The sequence below is a fragment of the Glaciibacter superstes DSM 21135 genome (assembly GCF_000421145.1).
Lineage (GTDB): Bacteria > Actinomycetota > Actinomycetes > Actinomycetales > Microbacteriaceae > Cryobacterium > Cryobacterium superstes.
In genome coordinates, this window is sequence record NZ_ATWH01000019.1 from 1 (window position 1) to 21,665 (window position 21,665).

General features: G+C 62.7%; 22 protein-coding genes. 8 read left to right on the forward strand and 14 right to left on the reverse strand.

Translation table 11 applies throughout. The features are described from left to right. The 4 genes from K323_RS0121325 to K323_RS0121340 form a co-directional block, all read left to right on the forward strand. The coding region (locus K323_RS0121325; RefSeq protein ID WP_157509535.1) for a tyrosine-type recombinase/integrase at positions 1-252 on the forward strand (252 nt) is incomplete at its 5' end. Between the two features lie 157 nt (positions 253-409). Beyond that, complete coding sequence (locus K323_RS27840; RefSeq protein WP_022887297.1) at positions 410-1,162, forward strand: Mu transposase domain-containing protein; 753 nt, start codon at positions 410-412, stop codon at positions 1,160-1,162. Continuing rightward, positions 1,159-1,908: an ATP-binding protein gene (locus tag K323_RS0121335; RefSeq protein WP_022887298.1), complete on the forward strand. Its 750-nt coding sequence runs from the start codon at positions 1,159-1,161 to the stop codon at positions 1,906-1,908. Before K323_RS27840 ends, K323_RS0121335 begins: the two co-directional genes overlap by 4 nt. Further along, positions 1,908-2,114 (forward strand): hypothetical protein, encoded by a 207-nt coding sequence (locus K323_RS0121340; RefSeq protein ID WP_022887299.1) that lies wholly within the window; start codon positions 1,908-1,910, stop codon positions 2,112-2,114. Before K323_RS0121335 ends, K323_RS0121340 begins: the two co-directional genes overlap by 1 nt. 514 nt (positions 2,115-2,628) lie before the next feature. On the opposite strand, the gene K323_RS29590 is transcribed toward K323_RS0121340, so the two are convergent. From K323_RS29590 to K323_RS27850, 9 genes are all read right to left on the reverse strand, one after another. After that, the gene (locus K323_RS29590; protein ID WP_084697591.1) at positions 2,629-2,757 is read right to left on the reverse strand and encodes an SMP-30/gluconolactonase/LRE family protein; all 129 of its coding nucleotides are present in this window, start codon (positions 2,755-2,757) and stop codon (positions 2,629-2,631) included. Between the two features lie 45 nt (positions 2,758-2,802). Then, complete coding sequence (locus tag K323_RS27845) at positions 2,803-3,810, reverse strand: DMT family transporter (protein WP_084697593.1); 1,008 nt, start codon at positions 3,808-3,810, stop codon at positions 2,803-2,805. Continuing rightward, positions 3,807-4,616: an HpcH/HpaI aldolase/citrate lyase family protein gene (locus tag K323_RS0121350; protein WP_026851965.1), complete on the reverse strand. Its 810-nt coding sequence runs from the start codon at positions 4,614-4,616 to the stop codon at positions 3,807-3,809. The genes K323_RS27845 and K323_RS0121350 overlap by 4 nt, the downstream gene beginning before the upstream one ends. A 54-nt stretch (positions 4,617-4,670) precedes the next feature. Then, a complete protein-coding gene (locus tag K323_RS0121355) occupies positions 4,671-5,399 on the reverse strand; it encodes an alpha/beta fold hydrolase (RefSeq protein WP_022887302.1) in 729 nt (242 codons plus the stop codon). Then, on the reverse strand, positions 5,396-7,168 hold the full coding sequence (locus tag K323_RS0121365; RefSeq protein WP_022887303.1) for a CocE/NonD family hydrolase: 1,773 nt from the start codon (positions 7,166-7,168) through the stop codon (positions 5,396-5,398). The genes K323_RS0121355 and K323_RS0121365 overlap by 4 nt, the downstream gene beginning before the upstream one ends. Then, positions 7,168-7,989: an ABC transporter permease gene (locus K323_RS0121370; protein ID WP_022887304.1), complete on the reverse strand. Its 822-nt coding sequence runs from the start codon at positions 7,987-7,989 to the stop codon at positions 7,168-7,170. The genes K323_RS0121365 and K323_RS0121370 overlap by 1 nt, the downstream gene beginning before the upstream one ends. Beyond that, on the reverse strand, positions 7,986-8,789 hold the full coding sequence (locus K323_RS0121375; protein WP_084697595.1) for an ABC transporter permease: 804 nt from the start codon (positions 8,787-8,789) through the stop codon (positions 7,986-7,988). Before K323_RS0121375 ends, K323_RS0121370 begins: the two co-directional genes overlap by 4 nt. Further along, a complete protein-coding gene (locus K323_RS0121380) occupies positions 8,786-9,697 on the reverse strand; it encodes an ABC transporter substrate-binding protein (RefSeq protein ID WP_169515728.1) in 912 nt (303 codons plus the stop codon). The genes K323_RS0121375 and K323_RS0121380 overlap by 4 nt, the downstream gene beginning before the upstream one ends. A gap of 146 nt (positions 9,698-9,843) precedes the next feature. Continuing rightward, entirely contained in the window at positions 9,844-10,623 is a 780-nt protein-coding gene (locus tag K323_RS27850; RefSeq protein WP_157509536.1) for an ABC transporter ATP-binding protein, read from the reverse strand. Between the two features lie 190 nt (positions 10,624-10,813). Here K323_RS27850 and K323_RS29165 point away from each other — a divergent pair, with 190 nt between their 5' ends. Then, positions 10,814-11,524, forward strand: coding sequence for a GntR family transcriptional regulator (locus tag K323_RS29165; RefSeq protein WP_022887308.1), 711 nt, complete (start codon positions 10,814-10,816; stop codon positions 11,522-11,524). An 11-nt stretch (positions 11,525-11,535) separates the two neighbouring features. Here the strand turns inward: K323_RS29165 and K323_RS0121395 are convergent, their stop codons facing one another. From K323_RS0121395 to K323_RS0121410, 4 genes are all read right to left on the reverse strand, one after another. Next, positions 11,536-12,690 carry a CaiB/BaiF CoA transferase family protein gene (locus K323_RS0121395; protein WP_022887309.1) on the reverse strand — a complete coding sequence of 385 codons (1,155 nt, stop codon included), beginning with the start codon at positions 12,688-12,690 and terminating at the stop codon, positions 11,536-11,538. Then, entirely contained in the window at positions 12,687-13,667 is a 981-nt protein-coding gene (locus K323_RS0121400; protein WP_022887310.1) for an MBL fold metallo-hydrolase, read from the reverse strand. The genes K323_RS0121395 and K323_RS0121400 overlap by 4 nt, the downstream gene beginning before the upstream one ends. 679 nt (positions 13,668-14,346) lie before the next feature. Then, complete coding sequence (locus K323_RS27860; protein ID WP_022887311.1) at positions 14,347-14,961, reverse strand: aminotransferase class III-fold pyridoxal phosphate-dependent enzyme; 615 nt, start codon at positions 14,959-14,961, stop codon at positions 14,347-14,349. A gap of 66 nt (positions 14,962-15,027) precedes the next feature. Further along, complete coding sequence (locus tag K323_RS0121410) at positions 15,028-15,876, reverse strand: SMP-30/gluconolactonase/LRE family protein (protein WP_022887312.1); 849 nt, start codon at positions 15,874-15,876, stop codon at positions 15,028-15,030. 103 nt (positions 15,877-15,979) lie between these two features. Here K323_RS0121410 and K323_RS27865 point away from each other — a divergent pair, with 103 nt between their 5' ends. Genes K323_RS27865 through K323_RS0121425 form a run of 3 tightly spaced genes read left to right on the forward strand, consistent with a single transcriptional unit; the run spans position 15,980 to position 20,159 of the window. Beyond that, the gene (locus K323_RS27865) at positions 15,980-16,939 is read left to right on the forward strand and encodes a sugar phosphate isomerase/epimerase family protein (RefSeq protein WP_022887313.1); all 960 of its coding nucleotides are present in this window, start codon (positions 15,980-15,982) and stop codon (positions 16,937-16,939) included. Then, positions 16,936-19,338: a glycoside hydrolase family 2 protein gene (locus K323_RS27870; RefSeq protein WP_022887314.1), complete on the forward strand. Its 2,403-nt coding sequence runs from the start codon at positions 16,936-16,938 to the stop codon at positions 19,336-19,338. Before K323_RS27865 ends, K323_RS27870 begins: the two co-directional genes overlap by 4 nt. Before the next feature lie 11 nt (positions 19,339-19,349). Further along, the gene (locus K323_RS0121425; RefSeq protein ID WP_022887315.1) at positions 19,350-20,159 is read left to right on the forward strand and encodes an SDR family NAD(P)-dependent oxidoreductase; all 810 of its coding nucleotides are present in this window, start codon (positions 19,350-19,352) and stop codon (positions 20,157-20,159) included. Positions 20,160-20,244: 85 nt separating this feature from the next. Here the strand turns inward: K323_RS0121425 and K323_RS0121430 are convergent, their stop codons facing one another. Continuing rightward, the gene (locus tag K323_RS0121430; protein ID WP_022887316.1) at positions 20,245-21,660 is read right to left on the reverse strand and encodes an aldehyde dehydrogenase family protein; all 1,416 of its coding nucleotides are present in this window, start codon (positions 21,658-21,660) and stop codon (positions 20,245-20,247) included. Between the last annotated feature and the right edge of the window lie 5 nt (positions 21,661-21,665).

Below are 21,665 nucleotides of genomic sequence, written 5' to 3' on the forward strand. Positions count from 1 at the left end.
GTCCCGGAGAAGATCCATGCCCACCAGCTGCGGCACGCCCGCGCCATGCAGATGCTGCGCGCCGGAGTTCCGCTTCCGCACATCAAGGAGTTCCTCGTCCATGCCAATATCTCAACCACGAGCATCTACGCGTCGGCCGACAACCAGATGGTTCGCGAAGCGATCCAGAGAGCCGGCAGCGCCACGCCCGATCTCGCACCGCTCTGGACCGGAGGCGACGACATGATCCTCCAACTCGCAGGGCTCCGATGATTATCCCGAGGAAATCAGCTCTCAGGCCGCCATTGCACACGCCCGCAGAGCAGGACTCGGGATAACAGACTCCTCGGGATAGTCGCGCTTATCCCGAATTCGGGATAAAAGGGACAAGAGCAGCACCGAGAATACGGTCTCCCACGTTGCGACCTGGGTGATCGCGGCCCTGCGGCACGAGACGTTCACGTCGCTGGCGCAGCTGCGCACCCGGATCCGACAGCAGATCGATGCCTACAACCGGGAGCCATTCCAGAAACGCACCGGGTCCCGGTGGAGCGTATTCACCACCGAGGAGCTGCCGCTGCTGCAGGCCCTGCCAGCGGTCCCGTTCGAGATCAGCACCTGGTCCTATAAACGCAAAGTCAACAAGAACGCCCACGTGGTTTGGGCGAGGAACTTCTACTCCGTCCCCTTCTCCCAGATCGGCGCCCTGGTGGACCTGCGCGTCACGGACACGATGTTGGAGGTCTATCGCAACGACGAGCGCCTGACCAGCCATTTGCTGCTGTCGGGAACGACCAGCAACCAGTATCAGACGAACGAGGCCGACTTGCCCGAGGGACGCAGCTACCAGGCCTGGGACCGGGCCCGGATCGAGGAATGGGCAGCACGGATCGGGCCGGCGACGATGACGGTGACGGCGAAGATCTTCGAGACGGTCTTCATCGATGAGGCCGGCTTCGATGCTGCGTTAGCGGTGTTGCGGCTATCGCGCCGCTTCCCTCCGGCCCGACTCGAGGCGGCCTGTCAGCTGGCGTTGCGGGGGCCGGTCCGGTCTCCGCGGTATGCACATTTGCGGCCGATCCTCGATACCGGGCAGGACAAAACCGGCCATGTCCCCGAGCCCGAGGCAGATGATGGCGGTTATGTTCGCGGCAGCGCCTACTACGCCGGCGGCACCCGATGAGCGCCCTGGATGGAGAGACCAAACGCAAACTCCGAGAGATGAACGCCAGCGAGCTGCTCGAGGCGATCGACACCCAGGACGACACCCTCTCGATCAGCCTGACCTTCGAGGAACGGATCCGCCTGGTCGTTGATGACGCTTATTCGACCTTCACCCATTCGAAGGTTGCCGGGCTGATCCGGCGGGCAGGACTGCGCTATCCGAACGCGGATCTGCGCCGCATCGACCTGCTCGACGAACGCGGACTGAACCGGCAGCTGCTGACCCAGCTCGGCACTTGCTCCTTCGTCACCCGGCAGCAGAACGTCGTATTCCAGGGGTTCACCGGGTCGGGGAAGTCGTATTTGGGCTGCGCTATTGCCAAACGCGCCTGCGAACAGCGGATCCGCGCGCACTACGTCCGGATGCCCGACCTGGAGGAAGCCTGGGTCGCCGCCCAGGACACGCCCGGCGGGGCGGGCAAGTTCCTCCGCAAATACGCGGCGTTCACCCTGCTCGTCATTGATGAGTGGTTGCTGGATAAGCCGACGGAATCGATGCGGACGATGCTGTTGGAGTTGATGGAGCGTCGTTATGGCGAGACGTCGACGGTGTTCTGCACCCAGTATTCACAGAAGGATTGGCATCAGCGCCTCGGCTCCGGTGTTCACGCGGACGCGATCATGGACCGGATCATTCACAACACGGTCTGGGTTGAGACTGGCACCTACAACATGCGCGAGCACACCGCTCTCGCCAGCACCTGATGAAGAGGCGCCCTGGAGCACGCACCCGAGACCAGGACCTCGCTCTCCTTGCCGCTGGCGGCGAAACGGGATGGTGGGACGACGCCGGACACCCAGCGCCCTGGCCCGAGGACTTCCTCGATCCCGACGCAGGATGGAGCACGGGCAACGCTGTTGCCCGTGACGATACGCCGGCCGACAACGATCTCGTCAACCCGCCGTTCTGACCTGCCTGTCGTTGGAAACCGCGCCGCACTGGCAGGTTTCTTAGCGCCGAAATGGCCGGCTCCACGGTGACGAAACACACCTAACACCGAGCGGAGAGGGCCAGTGGCTCTGAACCACACCACCACTGGCTCTCTTCCGCACGATCGGTGGCTCTGAACCGCACGATTGGGTGGCTCTCAAAGCATCAAATACTCAGCAAAACAGCCCGGTGATCTCGAAATCGATGAGGGCGTAGCCCAGTCCGGGCATGAGGCCTCCTTCAGGTCGGGATGGCACCACTCAATTGGAGCGTGCAGCGATTCAATTGGAGCGTGCAGCGATGATGCTCCCGTACAAACGGGGCTGCCAAACCAATGTTGCCCTGGACTCGCTCAGTCGCGTGCGCCCGACATCACCGAAGCTGCAGGGCCTCCGCATCGTGGCGACTGATCACCGAGACGAGAATCTCGATTGCGTCGTCGTGTTAACGCCGACCCAAAACAGGGCCAATAGTGCCGTTTGAAAACAGGACCACTATTCGTGTTTTCTACTATGCCGCATGTTCTCTCGAGAGGTCGTGATGAAGAGTGTCGTGAGGTCAACGCCACCGAACGTGCACGACGTGACGTTCGTCACAGGCAGTTCCACGACGTCGGCGAGCAGACCCTGCCGCTATTACGCAGCGGTCACGGCCCGAGCAGCCCACGCTTACCGTTCGCTAACACCTCCGGTTAGAGCACCTAGTTGCGTTGGAGTCGTTCGTACGGACTGTCGGCCTGGCAATAGCGCCACCAACACTGCGAGGAAGGCGAACCCCGCACCGATAAACAAGTTCTGATTGGGGTCATGGCCGGAAACGGGCGACACAAGATCGATCGCCAGAGCGGCGACGAGTTGCCCCACGATCAGCGTGAGATTGAGGACCAGTACTCCCAGACGACGCACGCCGGTAACCTGACTGCAGAGGATGAATAGTCCCAAGACTCCCCCGGAGAGGTGCCACCAGGCCGACACCGCCTCAACGGGTGGCCCGACCGTCACATATTGAACGGCGGCGGCGCCCGTCAACACAACCACGCCGACGCTCACGTTGACTGTGACGCTGACTACCCAAGAGGAGGCCGCTGCCCGGATTCGTCCACTTATCGCGTGCTGCCATCCGATCAGGGCACCGACGCCAGCGGGGAGCAGAAAGTACCACCACTGCTCCGCCCCTTCGACCACGCCCCATGAGGCGAGCACGACAGCCGCGATAGCGAGCACGCTGCCGAGGACCCGAAGGACTGTGGCTGACCGCCTGGGCATCCCGGCCACCCCCCAGTGGTCGAGGACCAGACCTCCCAACGACTGTCCCGCAACGGCGGCAATGGTGAAAAGTGCGACGCCGATCACCCCTGCGGATAGCCCCTGCGTGAGAACCCACGCCGCGCCGATGATTCCGCCGAGAACCGACCACCAGGGGATGCGTCCCGTCCGGAGCGCATCGATCAGGCGAGGGACACCTTTTCGGGCTGAGGGCATCCCGGCAACGAGAATCAGCGTGAGAATGAGACAGGTACCGAACGACCAGGCGGCTGCGTACACAGCGCTTCCGAGATCAGTCGTCAGGCCAGCGGTCACTCGTGCTTGGACACTCATGGCGGAACCACCCATGAGTGCGAGAAGCAGCGAGCCGACCAAAGTCCGGCGACTGCCTCCCGTCCGGCGCCGCGTCATCGGCTCCGGCCCCGCCGGGCGAGCGTGCGTCTGGCGCGTTCTATTATGGGCCGATCGATCATTCGACCACCGACGGCAGCGACACCCTCCGACACAGCTATCACCATCTCGGCTTGTTCGATCTCCTCCCGGGTGGGCAAGAAGGCGGCACTGACCACGGAGACTTGTGCCGGGTGAATGGTGAGCATCCCCCCGAAACCGAACGCCCGCGCTACCAGGGCCTCAGCCCGCACACGATCGAGATCCCGAATCTCTGCCGACGGAGCGGCTAGGGGCGAAGCGATCCCTGCCGCCCGCGACGCGATGACCAGCGCCGCACTCGCATAGCTCAGCAGCTCAGGTGCGTCGCCATCCACGTCGAGGACGAAGTCGAAGGATCCGAATGCCAGCCTCACGACGCTCGGGACGGCGGCGATGCGCGCCGCGTCAACGATGCCCGCTGCGGATTCGATGAGGGGGATGAGCGGAATGTGCCCGCCGAGCAGCCTGCCTGCGTCAGCCACTTCCACATCACTCTCGGCCTTCGCGAGCATCACTGCAATGGGAGCAACACCCGCGAGCAGCTCCAGTTGCGCTGAAAACTCCGGCTCGGTCGCCGCGACCACTCGGACCGCTGCTCGCAGTCCGGCACCGAGCGCCGCAACAACGTCGCGAGTCGCTTTGGCGCGCTGCGCTGGCGCCACCGCGTCTTCCAGATCAAGGATCACCAGATCCGCTCCGGACCCGACCGCCTTCTCGAAGCGGTCGGGTCGATCACCGGGGACGAAGAGAGCCGTGACTACCCTCCCGGTGTCGGTGTCGTCCATCACAGGCCTCGCGATTGCACGCTCGTACTGACGTTTGATGACGCGACGCACATACTAAGAATCCCGCGCGCGGGACACGACAGCCCGCAGCATTTCGACAAGACGATGCGGTTCCTCAAGTGGCAGCAAGTGCCCCGCGCCCGTGAGGGTGTGCACCTCTGTCGCCAAAAGCCCGCCGACCTCGCGCACCCCCTCGGGTCCGACCCGAACATCATCCTCGCCCCGCAGGATCAGTGTCGGGAGTGAGATCTGCGGATACAAATCGGTTCCGTCGAAGTCCATCGCGCTGCGCAGCGCCGCGAGGAACCGATGCTCACCCGTTCGACGCAGCGCCGTGACGACGTTTGCACGGTCGTCGGCGGATCTCCGAGGGGTCAGTGTGGCATCCGCGTATTCAGCGACGAACTTTTCGAACCCGATGTCCGCTATCCGTGTCTCTGTGGCTGCGATTCGCGCAGACCCGCCGCCGCTGACTTTCACGTACGGAGAGATCAGCACGATCGCGTCGGCGGACGAACTGCGCGCCGACGCCGCGCCCACCACGAGAGCACCCAATCCGACCCCGAGATGCATGGTGAAGCCGGCGTGGTTTTCATTGGCGACCGATTCCCAATCGCGCATTGCGTTTCCGAAAGAGAACTCAGATATTGGCGAGCCGCCATGTCCGGCGAGGTCGGGCGCCCAGAGATCAGCCCACGGCTTTACCTCCGCCCGGAGCTTGTCGAATAGGCTTCCATCCAGACCCAGCGAGTGGGCGGCGATGATTAGGGGTCGTGCGGTCATCGCCGGGGAATTCTCGGGACAACCAAATGAGAGGCATGCTCGCCACCGGTGTGCAGCGTCACCTCGCCGTTGTACTCGGCGGCGTCACGGCCGGGGTGGATGAACGGCCCACATCCCGTCATCGTGACGGCGATCATTGTCTGCGTAGTGGCCTCCCCCGGGTACACGTAGTCGGCACCCGCCACCTCGACCATCAAGCGGTAGCCAGCGGGTATTACGATCGACGTCGGGAGGATCTCGATATCGAGCTCGTAGACCTCGCCCGGCACCAATGGGTCAGCCTTGTCGTGCATATGGAACGGACGGTGCGGGACTGACCGCGCGGGATCCAGAGCGAGTTGGGATGCCCGCAGCCACCCCTGTGCGATCGGAGTGTGCGGATCGAGTGCTCCGAAGAAGACGACTTCCTCACCCTGCGGATCGAGTAGCCGGACCGTCACGAACAGATCGGCCTCGGTGGTCGAGGACGACACGAACAGCTTTGCGACCATCGGGCCGGTCAGTTCCAGCTCTTCCTCAATCTCCTTGGAGAACAACAGCGATGACTGCTGCGCCCTGTATGTGACGGAGGCCGCGGCAGCAGGCACTTCATCGGTCAGCGACATCGCCTGTGCGTCGAAATACTGTGGCGCCCATTGGGTGTCCGGAATTGGCCAGGATTTCTCCGCGCGAGCGGTGAACGTGCCGTCGACGTGGCGCACGAGCAACGAGACCGGAGGTTGCGCATCCCAATTGTTGGACTCGTCCTTTAAGAAACGGTCGAAGAATCGCTTCTGCAACTTGACACCGTAGTCGGTATAGAACTCCGCCCAGTGCGGGCCGCCGTGCATCTCCAGCCAACGATTTCCCTCAGGCAACAGCTCCCACGCCATCGTGTTGCCTCGGAGATGCAGACCCTGCCCGCCCCAGTTGCCACTAGTAAGCACAGGAACATCGATCTCGGCAGGTAGTCCACTGCGCTCGTCATAGAAGGCTCCCGCAAAGGGGTGGTCGGCGATCTGTCGGCCCAGATCGGCTCTGTTCGCCACAAGTGCTTCTTCATCCAGTTCGGTGTTGCCGGACGCCCAGCCGCCGGCGGCACGGTTCTCATATCCACGAGAACCCAAACCGTGCTGCACTGCACTGCACTGCTTTTCGAACCACCCTCCCCAGAACGTCGAGGGAATTCCGCCGTGATAGGAACCATCGCGATAGAAGTCGACCGAGCCCTCCCACGGGCAGATGGCGTAGAGGTGGGGTGGTTTGAGGGCCGCGACCTGCCACTGATTGATCGCGTAGTACGAAATTCCGTTCAGGCCGACTTTGCCGTTGCTCCACGGCTGCGTTCCGGCCCACTCGATCGCCGCGTAGTAATCCTGGGTCTCGCGCTTGGAGAAACAATCTAGGACGCCCGGAGACATTCCGCTCCCGCGCGAGTCGACACGAACGCACACGTAGTCGTCCGGAACCCACTTCTCGGGGTCGACGACCTCCCAGCTCTGGTATAGGTTGCTGCTTCCCTCCAGGGCATCGGGGAAGAACTCGATCATGTTCTGCCACGGTCCGGGGTATCCGTCCTGCCAGGCGAGTCCTTTGGCGTAAGGGCCGTACGTAATGATGACCGGATAACGCCCATCCCGAATGGGGCGATAGACGTCCGCATAAATCACCAGACTGTCGTCCATGACGATCGGCACATCCCTGTCGATCCGCATCCCGGCCTCTTCAGAAGTCCTTGTGACGACGTCGGTCGCGGCCTGCGACCCGAGCTGATCGGTGGCCTTAGTCATTACTTTTCTCCTCTGGGGTTATGCCACGGCGCCATACGTCGGCGGGCCGCTTCAACTGCGGTTGTACCAAGCACGCCGAGGACGACGAGCACGAACACGCCGACGATGGACGCGTCCTGATGGAAGGACCTTGCATTGATCAGGATGAATCGGCCGAGACCAGGAACGCTCGCGAGGAACTCCACGGCGATCGCCGCGACGATGGCGCGCCCGATGGCGACGTTGACGCCGGCCATGATGTACGGCAGCGTCGCGGGGAAGACAAGGTCGAAGAGCACACGGCGCTTGGGCATGTGAAGCACGAACGCCGCGTCCTCCAACTCTCGCGCGATTTTTCGAGCGCCGTCGACGGTGCTGACAATACAGGGAAGAAGGGCTGCGACCGTGATCAACGCGAGCCGGGCGACCGGCGAGTAGCCAAGCCAAATCGTTGCGAGCGGGACGAGCGCGAGCAATGGCACCGCGTACAGACCGGCGACGTACGGAGCCGTCAGCCCTCGCAACCAGCGCACCCGACCCGTCAAGAGACCGATCAGCGTACCAAAGACAACTCCGATCGCGAGACCTTCGAGTATCGCGAGCGACGTGTCCAGAGTGTCGATCCAGAAACTCGGATTCGTAAATACTCCGGGCATCGCGAGCAGTATTCCCGAAGGGGTCGGCACGAGTCCGCTCGCGTCGAAGGCAGATGCGATCTGCCAGATGAGCAGAATCAGAAGGGCGGTCGCTGCGACGAGTAGGACCTTCCTCTGACGCACCTTGGGCGCACGGAGTGCTCCGGCGGCGACGGCTATGCTTCGAGTGGATTCAGTTACACTCATCGCCCTTCCTCCCCTCTCCACGAGGAGAATCGGCTCTCTAACAGCCGCCCGAGTCCCATGAGACTGACGGCGATGACCGCACTGAGAACCGTGAGCGCGAGCACGGTCGAGATATCGAACCGTGAACTCGCCGAGAGCATGAGGCCGCCGATTCCGGTCGCGTTCAGGAAGAACTCCGCCACCAGAGTGCCGACGAAGGCCATCGCGATTCCCTGGCGGATACCGGTCATCGCGTATGGAACTGTATGAGGGATAAGGAGGTCGCGCCAGATACGGCGTTCCGAAGAACGGAAAATGTGCGCAGTATCCAACAACTCAGGGGGTGCATGGCGAGCCCCTTCCATCGTGTTGATAAGGATCGGGAACACGGCGCTAGCGAAGACGACGAACGACTTCGCCCCGACGCCGAACCCCATCACGATCAGCACGATGGGGGCCACGGCCACCATCGGCACCGCCTGGAGTGCGTAGACCAACCATTGCGTGCCCTCGCGGAGCAGGCGAGCGCGGGTGACAAGGATGCCGTACCCGACGCCCACGACGATCGCGATGGCGAGGCCGATCAAGAATATCACGCCGGACTCACCTAATGCCGTGAACAACTTCCCCGAGACGACGAGCTCGATGAATGCATTCCACGCACGACCCGGCGTGGACAATAGCACCGGCTCAGCAGATCCCGCGATTTGCCACACAACCAGTCCGATACCGAGACCAACTGCGCCGAGCACCACGGGGTGCCCGGGCCCAGATGCGAAATACCTCCGGGCCCGAGCCGCCGAACTGTGATTCTGAGTCACTTCGTGGCGTCCTCGAAAAGAGTGGGATCAGTCACTTCCTCGAGAGTGGGCGCGTTCGCCGCATCAATGTTGCCCGCTGCGATCTCACCTTCGATGGTCGCCTCAATGCGATCCGGGCTGAGTCCTGGCCCTTCGATTGGCCAGAATTCGATGTCGAGGAAGTCGTCGAGGGCACTCCGGGTGACTTCGACTGGCCGCGTGGTCATGTCTGCGGCGATCTGGGCGACGGTGTCGGCGTTGGCGGGGTCATAGATAAAGGTGATGGCCTTCTGGACCGCTCTGACCACTTTGACCCAATTCTCCCGTTCCGCGGAGTCGGCCAGCTGTCCGTCCGTTGTGATGATCGCTGTGTAGTGCGACAACGGCTGCGCCGCGGCGAGGGTCATCACAACCTCGGCGTCGTGGCTTTCTCGAACCAGCGCCAGCTCGTCCGGGTGAAGCACGGCGAGCTGGACCTGGTTCGCGACCATCGCGTCTACCGTCTGGGGTCCGCCCGGTGCGATTGTGGAGACATCTGACGGCGCGAGACCACACGATTCGAGCATGGCGTCGAGCGCGACTGCCTTCGGAGCGCCGGCCGCGTCCACCGCGATCGTCTTACCCTTGAGCTGCTCACACGACGCGACCGAGAGGTCGGTGGTGCCGATGACATAGGAGGGGTGTTCGAACCCGTAGATAGCGACCGTGTCTCCACCGTTGGCGCGGAGAGCGACGACACCGGGGGTAGAGACCAGACCACCTTCGATCTCACCGCTCTGCACAGCACGCCCGACATCGGCACCGGTTGGGAAGGCGCGAAGGGTAACGTCAAGTCCTTCGTCATCGAAATAACCCTCCGTTTCCGCGGTATACAGTACGGTGTTGATGAACACCGGCGGTTCGCCGGGTACACCCAATGTGAGCGACACAGCTCCGGCTGCTCCCTCATCCCCGTTGGACGCGGGGTTGGCCGAATTCCCGGAAATGGAGCAGCCGGTGAGCGTTAATGCGAGCGCGGCCACAACGCCGAGCCCAGCATATAGATTGTGTTGACGCATTTCTCCTCGTTTCATAGTCAGGCAGGTACTTCGTTGGACATGACGAGATTCCAGACGTGCTCCCGTAACCGGGCGAATTCCGGAGTCGCCATCACCGACCGTTCTCGCGGTTTCGGCAGATTGACATCGATGAGCTCGACTACGCTGCTCGGCTGGCCTCTCAGCACGGCGATCCGATCTCCGAATAGCACCGCCTCCTCAATCGAATGTGTGACGAAAAGGGTCGTCACGGCGCTAGTGGCCCAGAGGTCCAACAGTTCGAACTGCAGTACCTCGCGCGTCTGAGCGTCGAGTGCGCCAAACGGCTCGTCCATAAGCAGCACCCGGGGGTTCACCGCCAGCGCGCGAGCTAGACCTGTGCGCTGTTGCATCCCTCCGGAAAGTTGGTGGGGATAGGAATTCTCGAAGCCAGAAAGACCCACCATTTCGACGAGGCGACGTGTCTGTTCGACGGCGTCCTTCTTGCGCACCCCTCGCACGACGAGCGGGTAGGCGATATTCGCCTCTACGGTCTTCCACGGAAAGAGACCGAAGTGTTGGAACACCATGGACACCCCTTCAGGTGCAGCACCGGCGACGGGTACTCCATCAACGCGGATCTCGCCGCTGCCTGGTCGGTTGAGGCCGGCGACCGCACGCAGGAGCGTGGTCTTTCCGCATCCCGAGGGCCCCACAATCGAAAGCACCTCGCCACGACGCAGCTCAAGATTGATCGCATCGGTCACTTTTCGACTGCCGTAGTACATCGACACTTCTGAGAGCTCAACTACCGCCCCACCCTGCACTGGCTGGTTCACGGTCCACCTCCTTTGGGCACCTTTGCCTGACACACAGTGTAAGACAGTGATGCACACTTATCAAGTTAAATGTTATGAATGTAGTTATAATGCATTATTAGTCAATTCTCGTTCGGTGGGCATGCGACACTAGCTCCACCGGACCCGAAAGTCGCCCGGTGGCCTTTACGCCCAACGACGAGGAGAGAGCATGAGCCGCAATGCAGCACTGGAGGAGGGCGACAACGCCCCAGCCAAGCCGACGAAGCGCGATCGCATCGTCAACGAGCTGCGCCGGATGATCCGCGACGGCGAGATCACGCGGGGGATGCGGATCCGCCAGGACGTGCTCGCAGAAATGTTCAAGACGAGCATCACGCCGGTGAGGGAAGCCTTGCGTCTGCTCGAAGCAGAGGGCCTGCTCACGGGAGAGCCCCACCGCGGAGTCCGCGTCGCGGACGCTGACATAGAGTCGGTGAAGTCGATCTATCTTCAGCGCAGGCTCCTCGAGTCTTACGCCATGAAGCGCGCTGTACGTCGAGTATCGCCCCGGGACTTGGACACGGCCGAGCGCCTTCTCGAGAAGATGGAACGGCTTCACGAAACCGGTGAAGACCAGCTTGTCCCGGGACTGAACCATGAGTTCCACTACCTCTTCTACTCTCTATGCGGGAACGAGGGGCTGCTCGGGCAAATCGAGACTCTCTGGCAGCAGTGGCCGTGGGACATCCTCCGGGTCAGCAAGGTCCGTGCCTCAGCAGCACCCGGAGAACATAGGAGCCTGCTCGCCGCGGCGAGAGCGGGCGATGTCGACGAGATCGCCCGTCTCACCGAGCAGCATCTTGCTCGGAGCTATATGGCCCTCGCTGAGCACCTGATCGGAGAGACCGTCGACGACCCGTTCGATATCGACGTGGACTGATCGCTACCGCCTCATCCAAATCTCTCCCTCAGTTCCGCCAATACGGCCTGCGTGTGCTGTCCCAAAGCGGGCACACAGCGCTCGGGCATCACACTTGGATCTGCGATGAATGGCGGGGTCACCACTGAGACGTGCGAGCCGGACTGGGTGCGGATCGACTCCCACCGATGGCGGCTCAGCGCTTGGGGGTGCTCGATGACATCTGCAACAGTATTGAGAGCACCGTACGGCACATCCGCCGCTCTCAGACGCTCGATGACCTCAGCGGTGCCAATCTGGCCGATAGCATTCGCCACCGCGGCTTCCACGCCACTGCGCTCGCGCAAACGTCCGGTGTTCGTAGCCAGCAGCGAGCTCTCCGCGAGATCGGAGCGTCGAATCACGGTCTCACACAGCCGACGCCACTGGCCGTCGTTCTGCACGGCGATCTGGATCTCATCGCCGTCGGCCGTCGCATACGGCCCGTATGGAGTGATTGACGCATGTCCGCGGCCTGCCGGTGTGGGCGTCTCACCGTTGTACTTGGTAGCCAGCAAAAGGGGACTCATCCACTCCAGCAAGACATCGAACATCGCGATATCGATGCGTCGACCCGTGCCGGAACGTTGCCGTTCCACGAGGGCGGCGTTGATGGCGGCTAGGGCGTAGGTCCCTCCGGCCAAGTCGGCAAGCGAGACACCCGGGCGAGCGTTTTGTTCGGGAGTACCGGTAGCCGCGATCACTCCGGCTTCACCCTGGATGAGCAGGTCGTATGCTTTTCGATCGGCGTACGGTCCAGTCACGCCGTACCCGCTGATATGGCATCGAATCAGACGCTCGAACCCGTCGAGCTCCTCGTCGGGGAGAATTCGCTCCAGTGCACCGGGGGCAAGATTGCTCACCAGCACGTCTGCAGTCTCCAGCAGTGCGCGCAACGCAGCGACTCCGTCGGGCGACTTGAGGTCGAGCACAACACTGCGCTTACCCCTGTTTAGCCAGACAAAGTGACTGGACTCCCCCGCGACGAAGTCGTCGTAGTCTCGTGCGAAGTCGCCCCCACCAGGCCTCTCAATCTTGATGACATCGGCACCGAGGTCGGCGAGATGGCGGGTGCACAACGGTGCCGCCACAGCCTGTTCGATGGCGATGACGCGGATTCCTTCAAGGCTTCTGTGCATCGTCGTCATTTTCCGAAGTGGAGTACTGTGCCCACGGCCGGCTGAAGGTAACGCTTGTCTCCGTGCAGATGCGCGTGAGTACGCATCCCGCTGCAGTGCATCGGCATGATCGTTTCGACATCGAGATCCCGAAGCGCATCGACCGTAAGCTCGACGTTCTGTTGCGGCGTGGTCGGGAACCCGAGGTGGAATCCGCCCATCACGGCCCTGATCGGCTTATCGCCATAGATCTTCTTGGCTTGAAGGATGGTGTTCACCACGCCCGCATGCGCGCAGCCGGTGAGGATGATGAGGCCGACATCCTTCACATCGATGACGAGACCCATCTCATCCATCACGTCATCGCGTCGTACGTCCCCCTCTCGAGACACCTGGTACAGACCCGGATTTCCTGACACGAAGGGTGGCGGAACCTCGAATGCAGTCTTCCGCTCGATCTCTCCGGTCGTGCGCACTCCCCAGCCGAGGTCCAACGGATCGCGTGAGAGCACTGGGCGACCACCCGACTCTTCGATGGCATCAAAGCCGAAGGCCGAGTTGTAGACGGAAGACATCCGCCCGTCGCCCATGAGCGCATAACGCGGCAACTCGGCATCGTGGTGGGTGGCGACGGGGATGCGGCGCCCCGCCAGCTCGAGGAACTTGTGGATTCCACCGAAGTGATCCGGATGCCCGTGACTAATTGCTACATGGTCAATACTCGAAGGATCGACGCCGAAGACGTTCATGTTGTGGGCGAGAACGCTTCCCGTTAGACCCACGTCGAAGAGAACCTTGGTCACGTGGCGGTCGCGACGCGCTTCGACGAGGAAACTGATCCCGTTCTCGGCCTGCGGAGGAATGTGCTTGTTGTCGAAGTGCTCGATCAGGCCCCAACGGGACACGCAGTGGTCACCGCTGTCCACTGGGCTGTCCTGATCCGGGAGCAACATATCGACTTGGTTCTCCACGAGAACTGTGATGGTGACGCTGTCCGCTTGAAACATGGAACCTCCTCGTTCAACAACCTTTTTAAAGAATACATGAAACGGCAAAAGAATGCGTTAACTGACTTTTGATATTGGTTCGCCACGTGGAGAGTTGGCTCGAACCAAATCGGGCGCAGCAGAAGTCACGGGTCGTGTCGATAGAGGATCCGGTCACAGTGGAAGTAGCTTCCGGAGTGGCTTGTACATCGTGCCTCGTGCCTCGTGCCTCGTGCGGACGCTCAACCCGCCTGGCTTTCTCGAACGCAGCAGACGGGCGGTTTACGGGAGCGGGATCCGTCGGTTGCCGCGGTGGTCCTGAGGCCACCTAGCTCGGCACTTTAAGCGGTGAGATTTGAAAGGACTGCCCCGGGTGACCGTATGCATCAGCCTTGCGAGTAACGACAGTACCGGCGTGGATCGCGAAAATGGAGTCGCAGTGGCGATGGCTTCCAATAGAGCCGCAGCCCGTGCTCTCGGGTCTCAACGCCGCCCCATCAAGAAATAGAGTGCGGTTCTGTCACCGCGGTCATTCAATCTGAAATGGAAGTACGACGAAGCCTGTGTGAAGCCGATGCGTGAATAAGGAGATGCCGGCAGAAGTCTGCCTTGGGTCGAGATGACCGACTTTTCTAAAGTGCCCGACGACGACGCTCACTGCAAGCGTTCCACATGGTCTTCAAACTCGAGGTTCCCGGCATCACCGAAGTTGCAAGGCCGCCGCATCGTGACGGCTGATCACCGACGCGAGAATCTCGATCGCGGCGTCGGCCTCCTCCGCGGTCACCGTCATCGGCGGGGTCACCCGCAACACGTTTCCGTAGAGCCCACCCCGCCCGATCAGAAGACCCGCAGCGCGCGCCTCCTCCATGATCGCCAGCGTCGTCGCCACATCCGGATCCTTGCTCCCCGGCTTCACCAACTCCACCCCGATCATCAGACCAGAACCACGAATCTCCCCCACCACCGACGAACTGGCAAACCGCGACCGTAGGCCATCCATCAAACGACGACCGATCACCTCCGCGTTGGTCTGCAAATCATTGTCGAGCACATAGTCCAGCGTCGCATTTCCCGCCGTCATCGCCACCGGGTTACCACCCGCCGTCGAAATGGAATTCGCCGTCAGACAATCCATCATCGACGCCGACGCCACCACCCCACCAATACTCATCCCATTGCCAAGGCCCTTGGCAAACGTCATCATCTCCGGATTCACCCCGTGCCCATGAATACCGAAGAACGACTTACCCGTACGCCCCCACCCGGACTGCACCTCATCAGAGATGAACGGAATACCGTACTCGTCGAGCACCGGCACCAGGTGGACGGGGCGCCACGTCGACCGCCGCGCCCGAGCATCGGCAACTGCGCAGACCTGTCAACCGGCGAACGGGAGAACCGGCAAGCCACGCACTCCTGTGTCGACGGTGAAGATCGCCCCAGCAGTCGGCTGCGAATCGGGCGGCAGGTTCTCTCGCGAGGTCGTGATGAAGAGCGTAGTGAGGTCTTCGCCACCGAACGTGCACGACGTGACGTTCGTCACCGGCAACTCCACGGCGTCGGCGAGCAGGCCGCGCGCGTCATAGTGGTGCACGGCCGACCCACCATATAGCGCCACCCACACCCCACCCTCCGCATCGACACAAAGGCCATCTGGGTTGCCAGCACCCTCCTCGACCGCCACGAAGGGTCGCCGGTTCTGCAGCTCACCGTCGGCGTAATCGAACACGTCAACACGGCGGGTGCGGGTGTCGTTGTAGAACATCCGGCTCCCGTCCCCAGTGAAACCGAGCCCATTCGAAATCGTCACACCACCAAAGAGCTCCTGCGTCGACCGATCGGTCCCGAGCCGCCAGACCGCGCCCGCCCCCGCCTCCCGCTCATACGACATCGAACCGCACAGCAGCCTCCCCGCAGGGTCACAGCCACCCTCGTTGAACCGCCGATCCGCGGTCGGCCACAACTCCGGACTCACCCATTCCCGGCCATCCTGCCCCCACAACGCGAACTCCCGCTCCGTCGCGACCACAAACCCGCCCTGCCGCCGCGGGCGCACCATCGCAGCGATCGGCGAACCGACGTGCAACCGACCGATCGAACCATCGTTCTCAAGCGACAGAATGTCGCCGGCCAGCATGTCGACCCACTTCAACCCGCCCCACTCAGCCGACCACACGGCGCCCTCACCGTGGTTCGCGACCGGCTCGGTCAACTGTTGCGCTCGCATCCGTGACACCCCTTGTTGTTGCTTTATAATCACTGTATGTTCTATTTATAACATTCACAGTTCACTATCGAACGCATCGTTCGCGCGAAGGAGCGCTTTCTCCATGAGAATCTCCGCCTTTCCCAAGGCCTATCTCACTGACATGCTGGTCACTCGCACAAAATCGGTCTTCGATTGGATCGAGGAGGCCCGATCGCTGCCGGTCGACGGCCTCGAACTGCACACCGGATTCTTCTGGGACACGACACCCGCCGGCATCGACCAAGTCGGCGACGCGCTGAACGCTGCCAACTTCGAAATGCCGATGCTCTGCGCCTCACCCGACTTCACGAATCCCGAGGCCGACCGTCGTCAACAGGAATTCGACGAGATCGCACGGATGATCCCCATCTCGGCTCGCCTCGGCGGCCCAAGGGCGACCTGCCGAGTACTAAGTGGTCAGGCGCACCCATCCGTTTCAGTCGAGCAGGGCCTCGAGTGGGCCTCAACCGCCATCCTCGACCTCCTCCCCATCGCACGCGAACACGGCGTGACCCTCGCGTTGGAGAACCACTACAAGGCGAGCAGCTGGGAATACCCGGAGTTCGCCCAACGCAAAGAGGTGTTCCTCGCCCTCCTCGACCGTATCCCGGAGCGTGCATCGTTCGGCGTGCAATTCGACCCGTCGAACGCCCTTGTCGCCGGTGAAGACTCGGCCGACTTCCTCGAAGCGGTCGTCGACCGGGTCGTGACAATGCAAGCCTCAGACCGCTACCTTGCCGACGGCACCACCCTCGACTCCCTGCGACAGGCCGACGGCACCATCGGTTACTCCCCTTCGCTCCTACACGGCGTGATCGGGCAGGGCCTCAACGATTACGACCGCATCTTCCGCATCCTCGTGGCCGCCGGATACGACGGTTGGATCAGCATCGAAGACGGCGTCAACGGGCTCGACGAGATGCGTGAATCGGCGGAGTTCCTCGTGCGAGCGCGCGACACCTACTTTGGAGGATCGCGCGCTGTCGCCGTGCGGTCACACGATGAAGCGACGGCAACCGCCGGAAATGGAGAACGAGCTTGACCCGCAACACCAGCACCATCCTTCCCCTCGACACAGGCTGGCTGTTCGGCGGCGAGATCCCGCTCCCTGGCGCTGAAGACCACCTTGATCCAGCAGCCGTCGCCACCTACTCAGCGACCGAACTCGATGTCTCCGACTGGCAGGCCGTCACACTCCCCCACACCGTCACCCCACTGTCGTGGAAGCTCTGGAACCCGGCCACCTGGGAGAAGGTCTGGGCATACCGGCGCCAGTTCGACACCCCATCAACGAACGCAGGAGAACGCGTCTTCGTCGAGTTCGACGGGGCAATGACCAACTCAACGGTGGTGCTCAATGACGTTGTGTTGGGCGAGAACAAGGGCGGGTACCTGCCGTTCTCGTTCGAGATCACAGACATGCTCCGTCATGATGCTCCGAACGTGCTGACCGTTGTGCTCGACGCCCGTTTCAACCTCAACGTTCCGCCGAATATCACGGCTCCAGCTCTCAGCTCCTCGATCGACTACTCGCAGCCCGGTGGCATTCACCGTTCGGTGCGGCTGAGGGTGACTCCAGCGGCGTTCGTCTCCTCAATTGCGCTCAGTCACTTCGACGTACTTGCCCCCGAGTCCAGGCGCACGGTCGTCGACGTGAACATTGACTCCGCTGACGGTCTCGACGATGCGGCACTCGCAGTGCGGCTGATCGATGCCGAGGGCTCAGAGGTGGCGGCATCCGTTCTCAATATCGGAGACGTCACCGGTGGCAACGAGCCCGCCGGAGCTGCGGTGACTACCTACCGGGTAGAACTCACCGGGCTCGAGCAGGTCGCCCTCTGGGATCTGGACTCCCCCACGCTCTACCGGGTCGAGGTTGAACTCCGATCCGGCACAGACGCAATGCACAGCGAGTCAATCCGCACCGGGTACCGGGAGGCCCGATTCGAACCGAACGGCTTCTTCCTGAACGGAACGCGCCGATACCTGATGGGTGTGAACCGGCACGGCTACTTCCCGTTCTCCGGTTTTGCGATGCCCGATCGTGTGCACCGCCGTGACGCCGAGATCATCAAGAACGAACTGAACTGCCAGATGGTGCGCTGCTCGCATTACCCGCAGACCGCTTCATTCCTCGACGCCTGCGACGAGCTCGGCCTCCTGGTGTGGGAGGAGACACCGGGCTGGCAGCACGTCGGTGACTCAGTCTGGCAAGACCATGCCGTCGACGAGATCGAGCGGATGATCGCCCGCGACCGTCACCGTCCCTCGATCGTGGTGTGGGCGGCACGTCTCAACGAAACGCCGGACCGGCCAGAGTTCTACGCTCGCACAGAAGCGCTGGTGAAGGCGCTCGACCCGACCAGGCAGACGAGCGGCACGACACACGGCGACTACGCCAGATCTGGCACCTTCCAGCACGACATCTTCAGCTATGACGACTACACCACACGAGTCGACGAGACCGGCGAACGCCGGCCCGTCCTGCTCCCGCCGGCCGACGAGCGCCCGTATCTCGTCAGTGAGGCGATCTCCACCCGCAGCAGCCCGACGACCCTCTACCGGCGTGCAGACAGCGCGGCCGTTCAACAGCACCAGGCACTCGATTACGCCCACGGTCACAACGATGCCAGAGGCAACGAGCGCTTCAGCGGACTGATCGCCTGGGTGGGTTTCGACTACCAGGCGAACATGGGGAATCACTACCGCGGAGTGAAGACGTCCGGCCTCGGAGACGTGTTCCGGGTTCTCAAGCCGGGCGCAGCGATATACCGATCGCAGGTGTCACCGGAGCTTCGCGCGGTGATCGAACCGGCATTCACGTGGAACCCTCCGGAGTTCGGCCAGGCCGACGCCTTCGGCAATCGCCCGGAAGGACGGATGTGGGGGCCGGGTTCGCGGGCAATGATCTGTTCCAACCTCGACCGACTCGACGTCTACCTCGGAGAGCGACTAGTGGGAACGGTCACGCCAGATCGCGAGCGCTTCCCACATCTCGACTACGCGCCGAGCTTCATCGACCTCACCTTCCTGCCCGGCGACTCGACCGACCTGCGGATCGACGGCTTTCTCGGCGACGAACGGATGGGCACCCGCCGGTACTCAGGAGACCGTTCCGGCGACGCGCTGTCGGTCGTGGCCGACGCGGTGGAGATCACCGCAGACGGGGCAGACGCGACCCGGGTCGAAATCGGGATCGTGGATCGATTCGGAGAGCTTCGCGGCAGTTCACGTGAGCGCGTGGAGTTCACTCTCGAGGGGCCAGGAACGCTTCTCGGCGACAGCCCGTTCGACCTCGAAGACACCGGCGGAGTCGCAGCGGTCTGGGTGCGCACGATCGCCGGGCAGCCGGGCAGCATCTCTCTCACGGTTACCTCGACCGCGCTCGGCAGCCGAACTATTCTCCTCACGAGCCTGCCGGGCTCTGAGCCCCTCGTCTGAAAGGAACCATCGTGCTCATCGACCTCAGCAATCGCGTTGCCGTCATCACCGGAGCAGGCCGCGGAATCGGCCGTGACCTCGTCATCCGCCTGGCTAATGAAGGCGTGACCACCGTCGCGCTCGACGTCAACTCGGCCGACCTCGACTCCCTTGGTGCGGAGCTCAGCGCCCTCGGCGCGACCTCGAGCCAGTTCGTCTGCGATGTCACGGACCTCGCGCGCATCGAAGAGGTCGTTGCCGAGATCGTCGAGCGCCACGGGCGCATCGACGTGCTCATCAACAACGCCGGCGTCACCGCAACCGGACCGATCGACACCCTTCCCGAAGCGGCATGGCGCCTCGCGCACGACGTGAACCTCACCGGCACGTTCCTCATGTGCAAGGCGGTGATCCCGACCATGAAAGCCCAGGCCTCTGGCCGGATCATCAACGCCTCCTCGTTCGCCGCGATCGTGCCGAGCGTCGCGCATGCGGCGTACGCATCGTCAAAGGCGGCCGTTGCGCACTTCACCCGCGCCCTGGCCGGGGAACTCGGCCCGTGGAACATCACCGCAAACGCCTACGCGCCAGGCATGGTTCCGACCACACTCAACCATTTCACCGAGCGGCCACAGGCGGAGCAGGATGTTCTGCTCAACACCCTCACCCTTCGACGGTGGGGTTCAACCGACGACATCGGCAACCTCGTCGTCTTCCTCAGTTCCGATCAAGCGAGCTACATCACCGGCACCCTCATCGATGTCTCCGGCGGCAAGCTCGCAACGCAGGTTCCGCGCGTGGCCTACGACATGGCCGAAGCTGGAGACGACGCGATCATCTGAGCGGATGCTGCGAGGGGTGGTCAGCATCACACAAACGCCCTCGCTCCCGGTCACCGGGAGCGAGGGCGTTTGTGTTTGCGCTATTTCACGCGTGCATGACGATGAGCTTCTCCTGAAGGAGCTCCGCGACCGCGTACTTCACACCCTCGAGTCCCTGCCCCGATCCCTTGACGCCGCCGTACGGCATGTGGTCGGCGCGGAACGACGGCGGCATGTTCACGAGTACACTGCCGGCCTCGGCGCGTTCGGCATACCGCATGGCCGCCCCGAGGTTCGCGGTGTAGATCGACGTGTTGAGCGCAAAGTCAGCGGAGTTGACCTCGGCGATCGCCTCGTCGAGGTCGGCCACCACCACAACGGTGACGACAGGTCCGAATGCCTCCTCGCACAACAGCGGACTGTCGCGGGGAACATCGACAAGCACCGTCGGAGTGAGAATTCCGTCGACCACCGTTCCACCGGTGAGCGCACGAGAACCTGATGCTGTGGCCTCGTCAATCCAGGATGCCAAGCGATCGCGGGCTTCCGTCGATATCAGCGGGCCGACTACAGTCGCCTCGTCACGAGGGTCACCGTACGCGATAGTTGACACAAGACTTGAGAGCTTGGCGATGAAGGCATCCGCCGCACCCGCGGTGACGTAGACGCGCTGCAGAGACACACAGGCCTGCCCAGAATTGCCGAGCGAGGCATCCGCCGCACTCCGCACGGCACGATCGAGGTCGGCGTCGTCAGCGACGACCATCGCGGTATTCGAGCCGAGCTCCAGCACGTGCAGCTTCCGCGGCGAGGCGGCCTTCAAGCCCCACCCCACTTTCGAGGAGCCGGTGAAGGTGATGACGGCGACGCGATCGTCGTTCTGCCAGGCGCCCACCACAATCTCGGGCGGCCCGGTGATGAGGCCGATCCATCCTGCCGCCAGACCCGCTTCCTCGAACAGGGAGACCAGCAGCCCAGCGGTCAGTCGCGCGTGGTCTGACGGTTTCACCAGCACCGGGCAGCCCGCCGCGAGCGCGGGCCCGACTTTGTGCATGAGCAGGTTGAGCGGGAAGTTGAATGGGGTGATGGCCGCGACGATTCCCCTGGCCACGGGTACGGTAAAGGCGAACGTGTCGGCTCCTGCGGCGGTGGCATCGAGCGGAATCCGCTCTCCCGGCAGACGCTTGGCTTCCTCGGCAGAGAGTTGGGTGGTCGTGACGGCCCTGGCTACCTCTGCGCGCGATGCGGTGATCGGTTTGCCGGTCTCCGCGGTGATGAGCTGCGCGAATTCCTCCGACCTGCCTGCGATGAGCTCGGCAACACGCGCAAGCACGCGCGAACGCTCCGGCACCGGTAGCCCTACCCCAAGCGCGGCGGCGGCCGCGTCAACAGCTGCCCGGGCGTCATCCGCACTCGCTATGGACACCCGACCAACCGACTCATCAGACCACGCATCAATAATCTCGTGGCTTTCGGCGGTCTCTCGCCAGGCGCCGTCGATGAAGAGTCCTTGCTGCCGCATTCTCA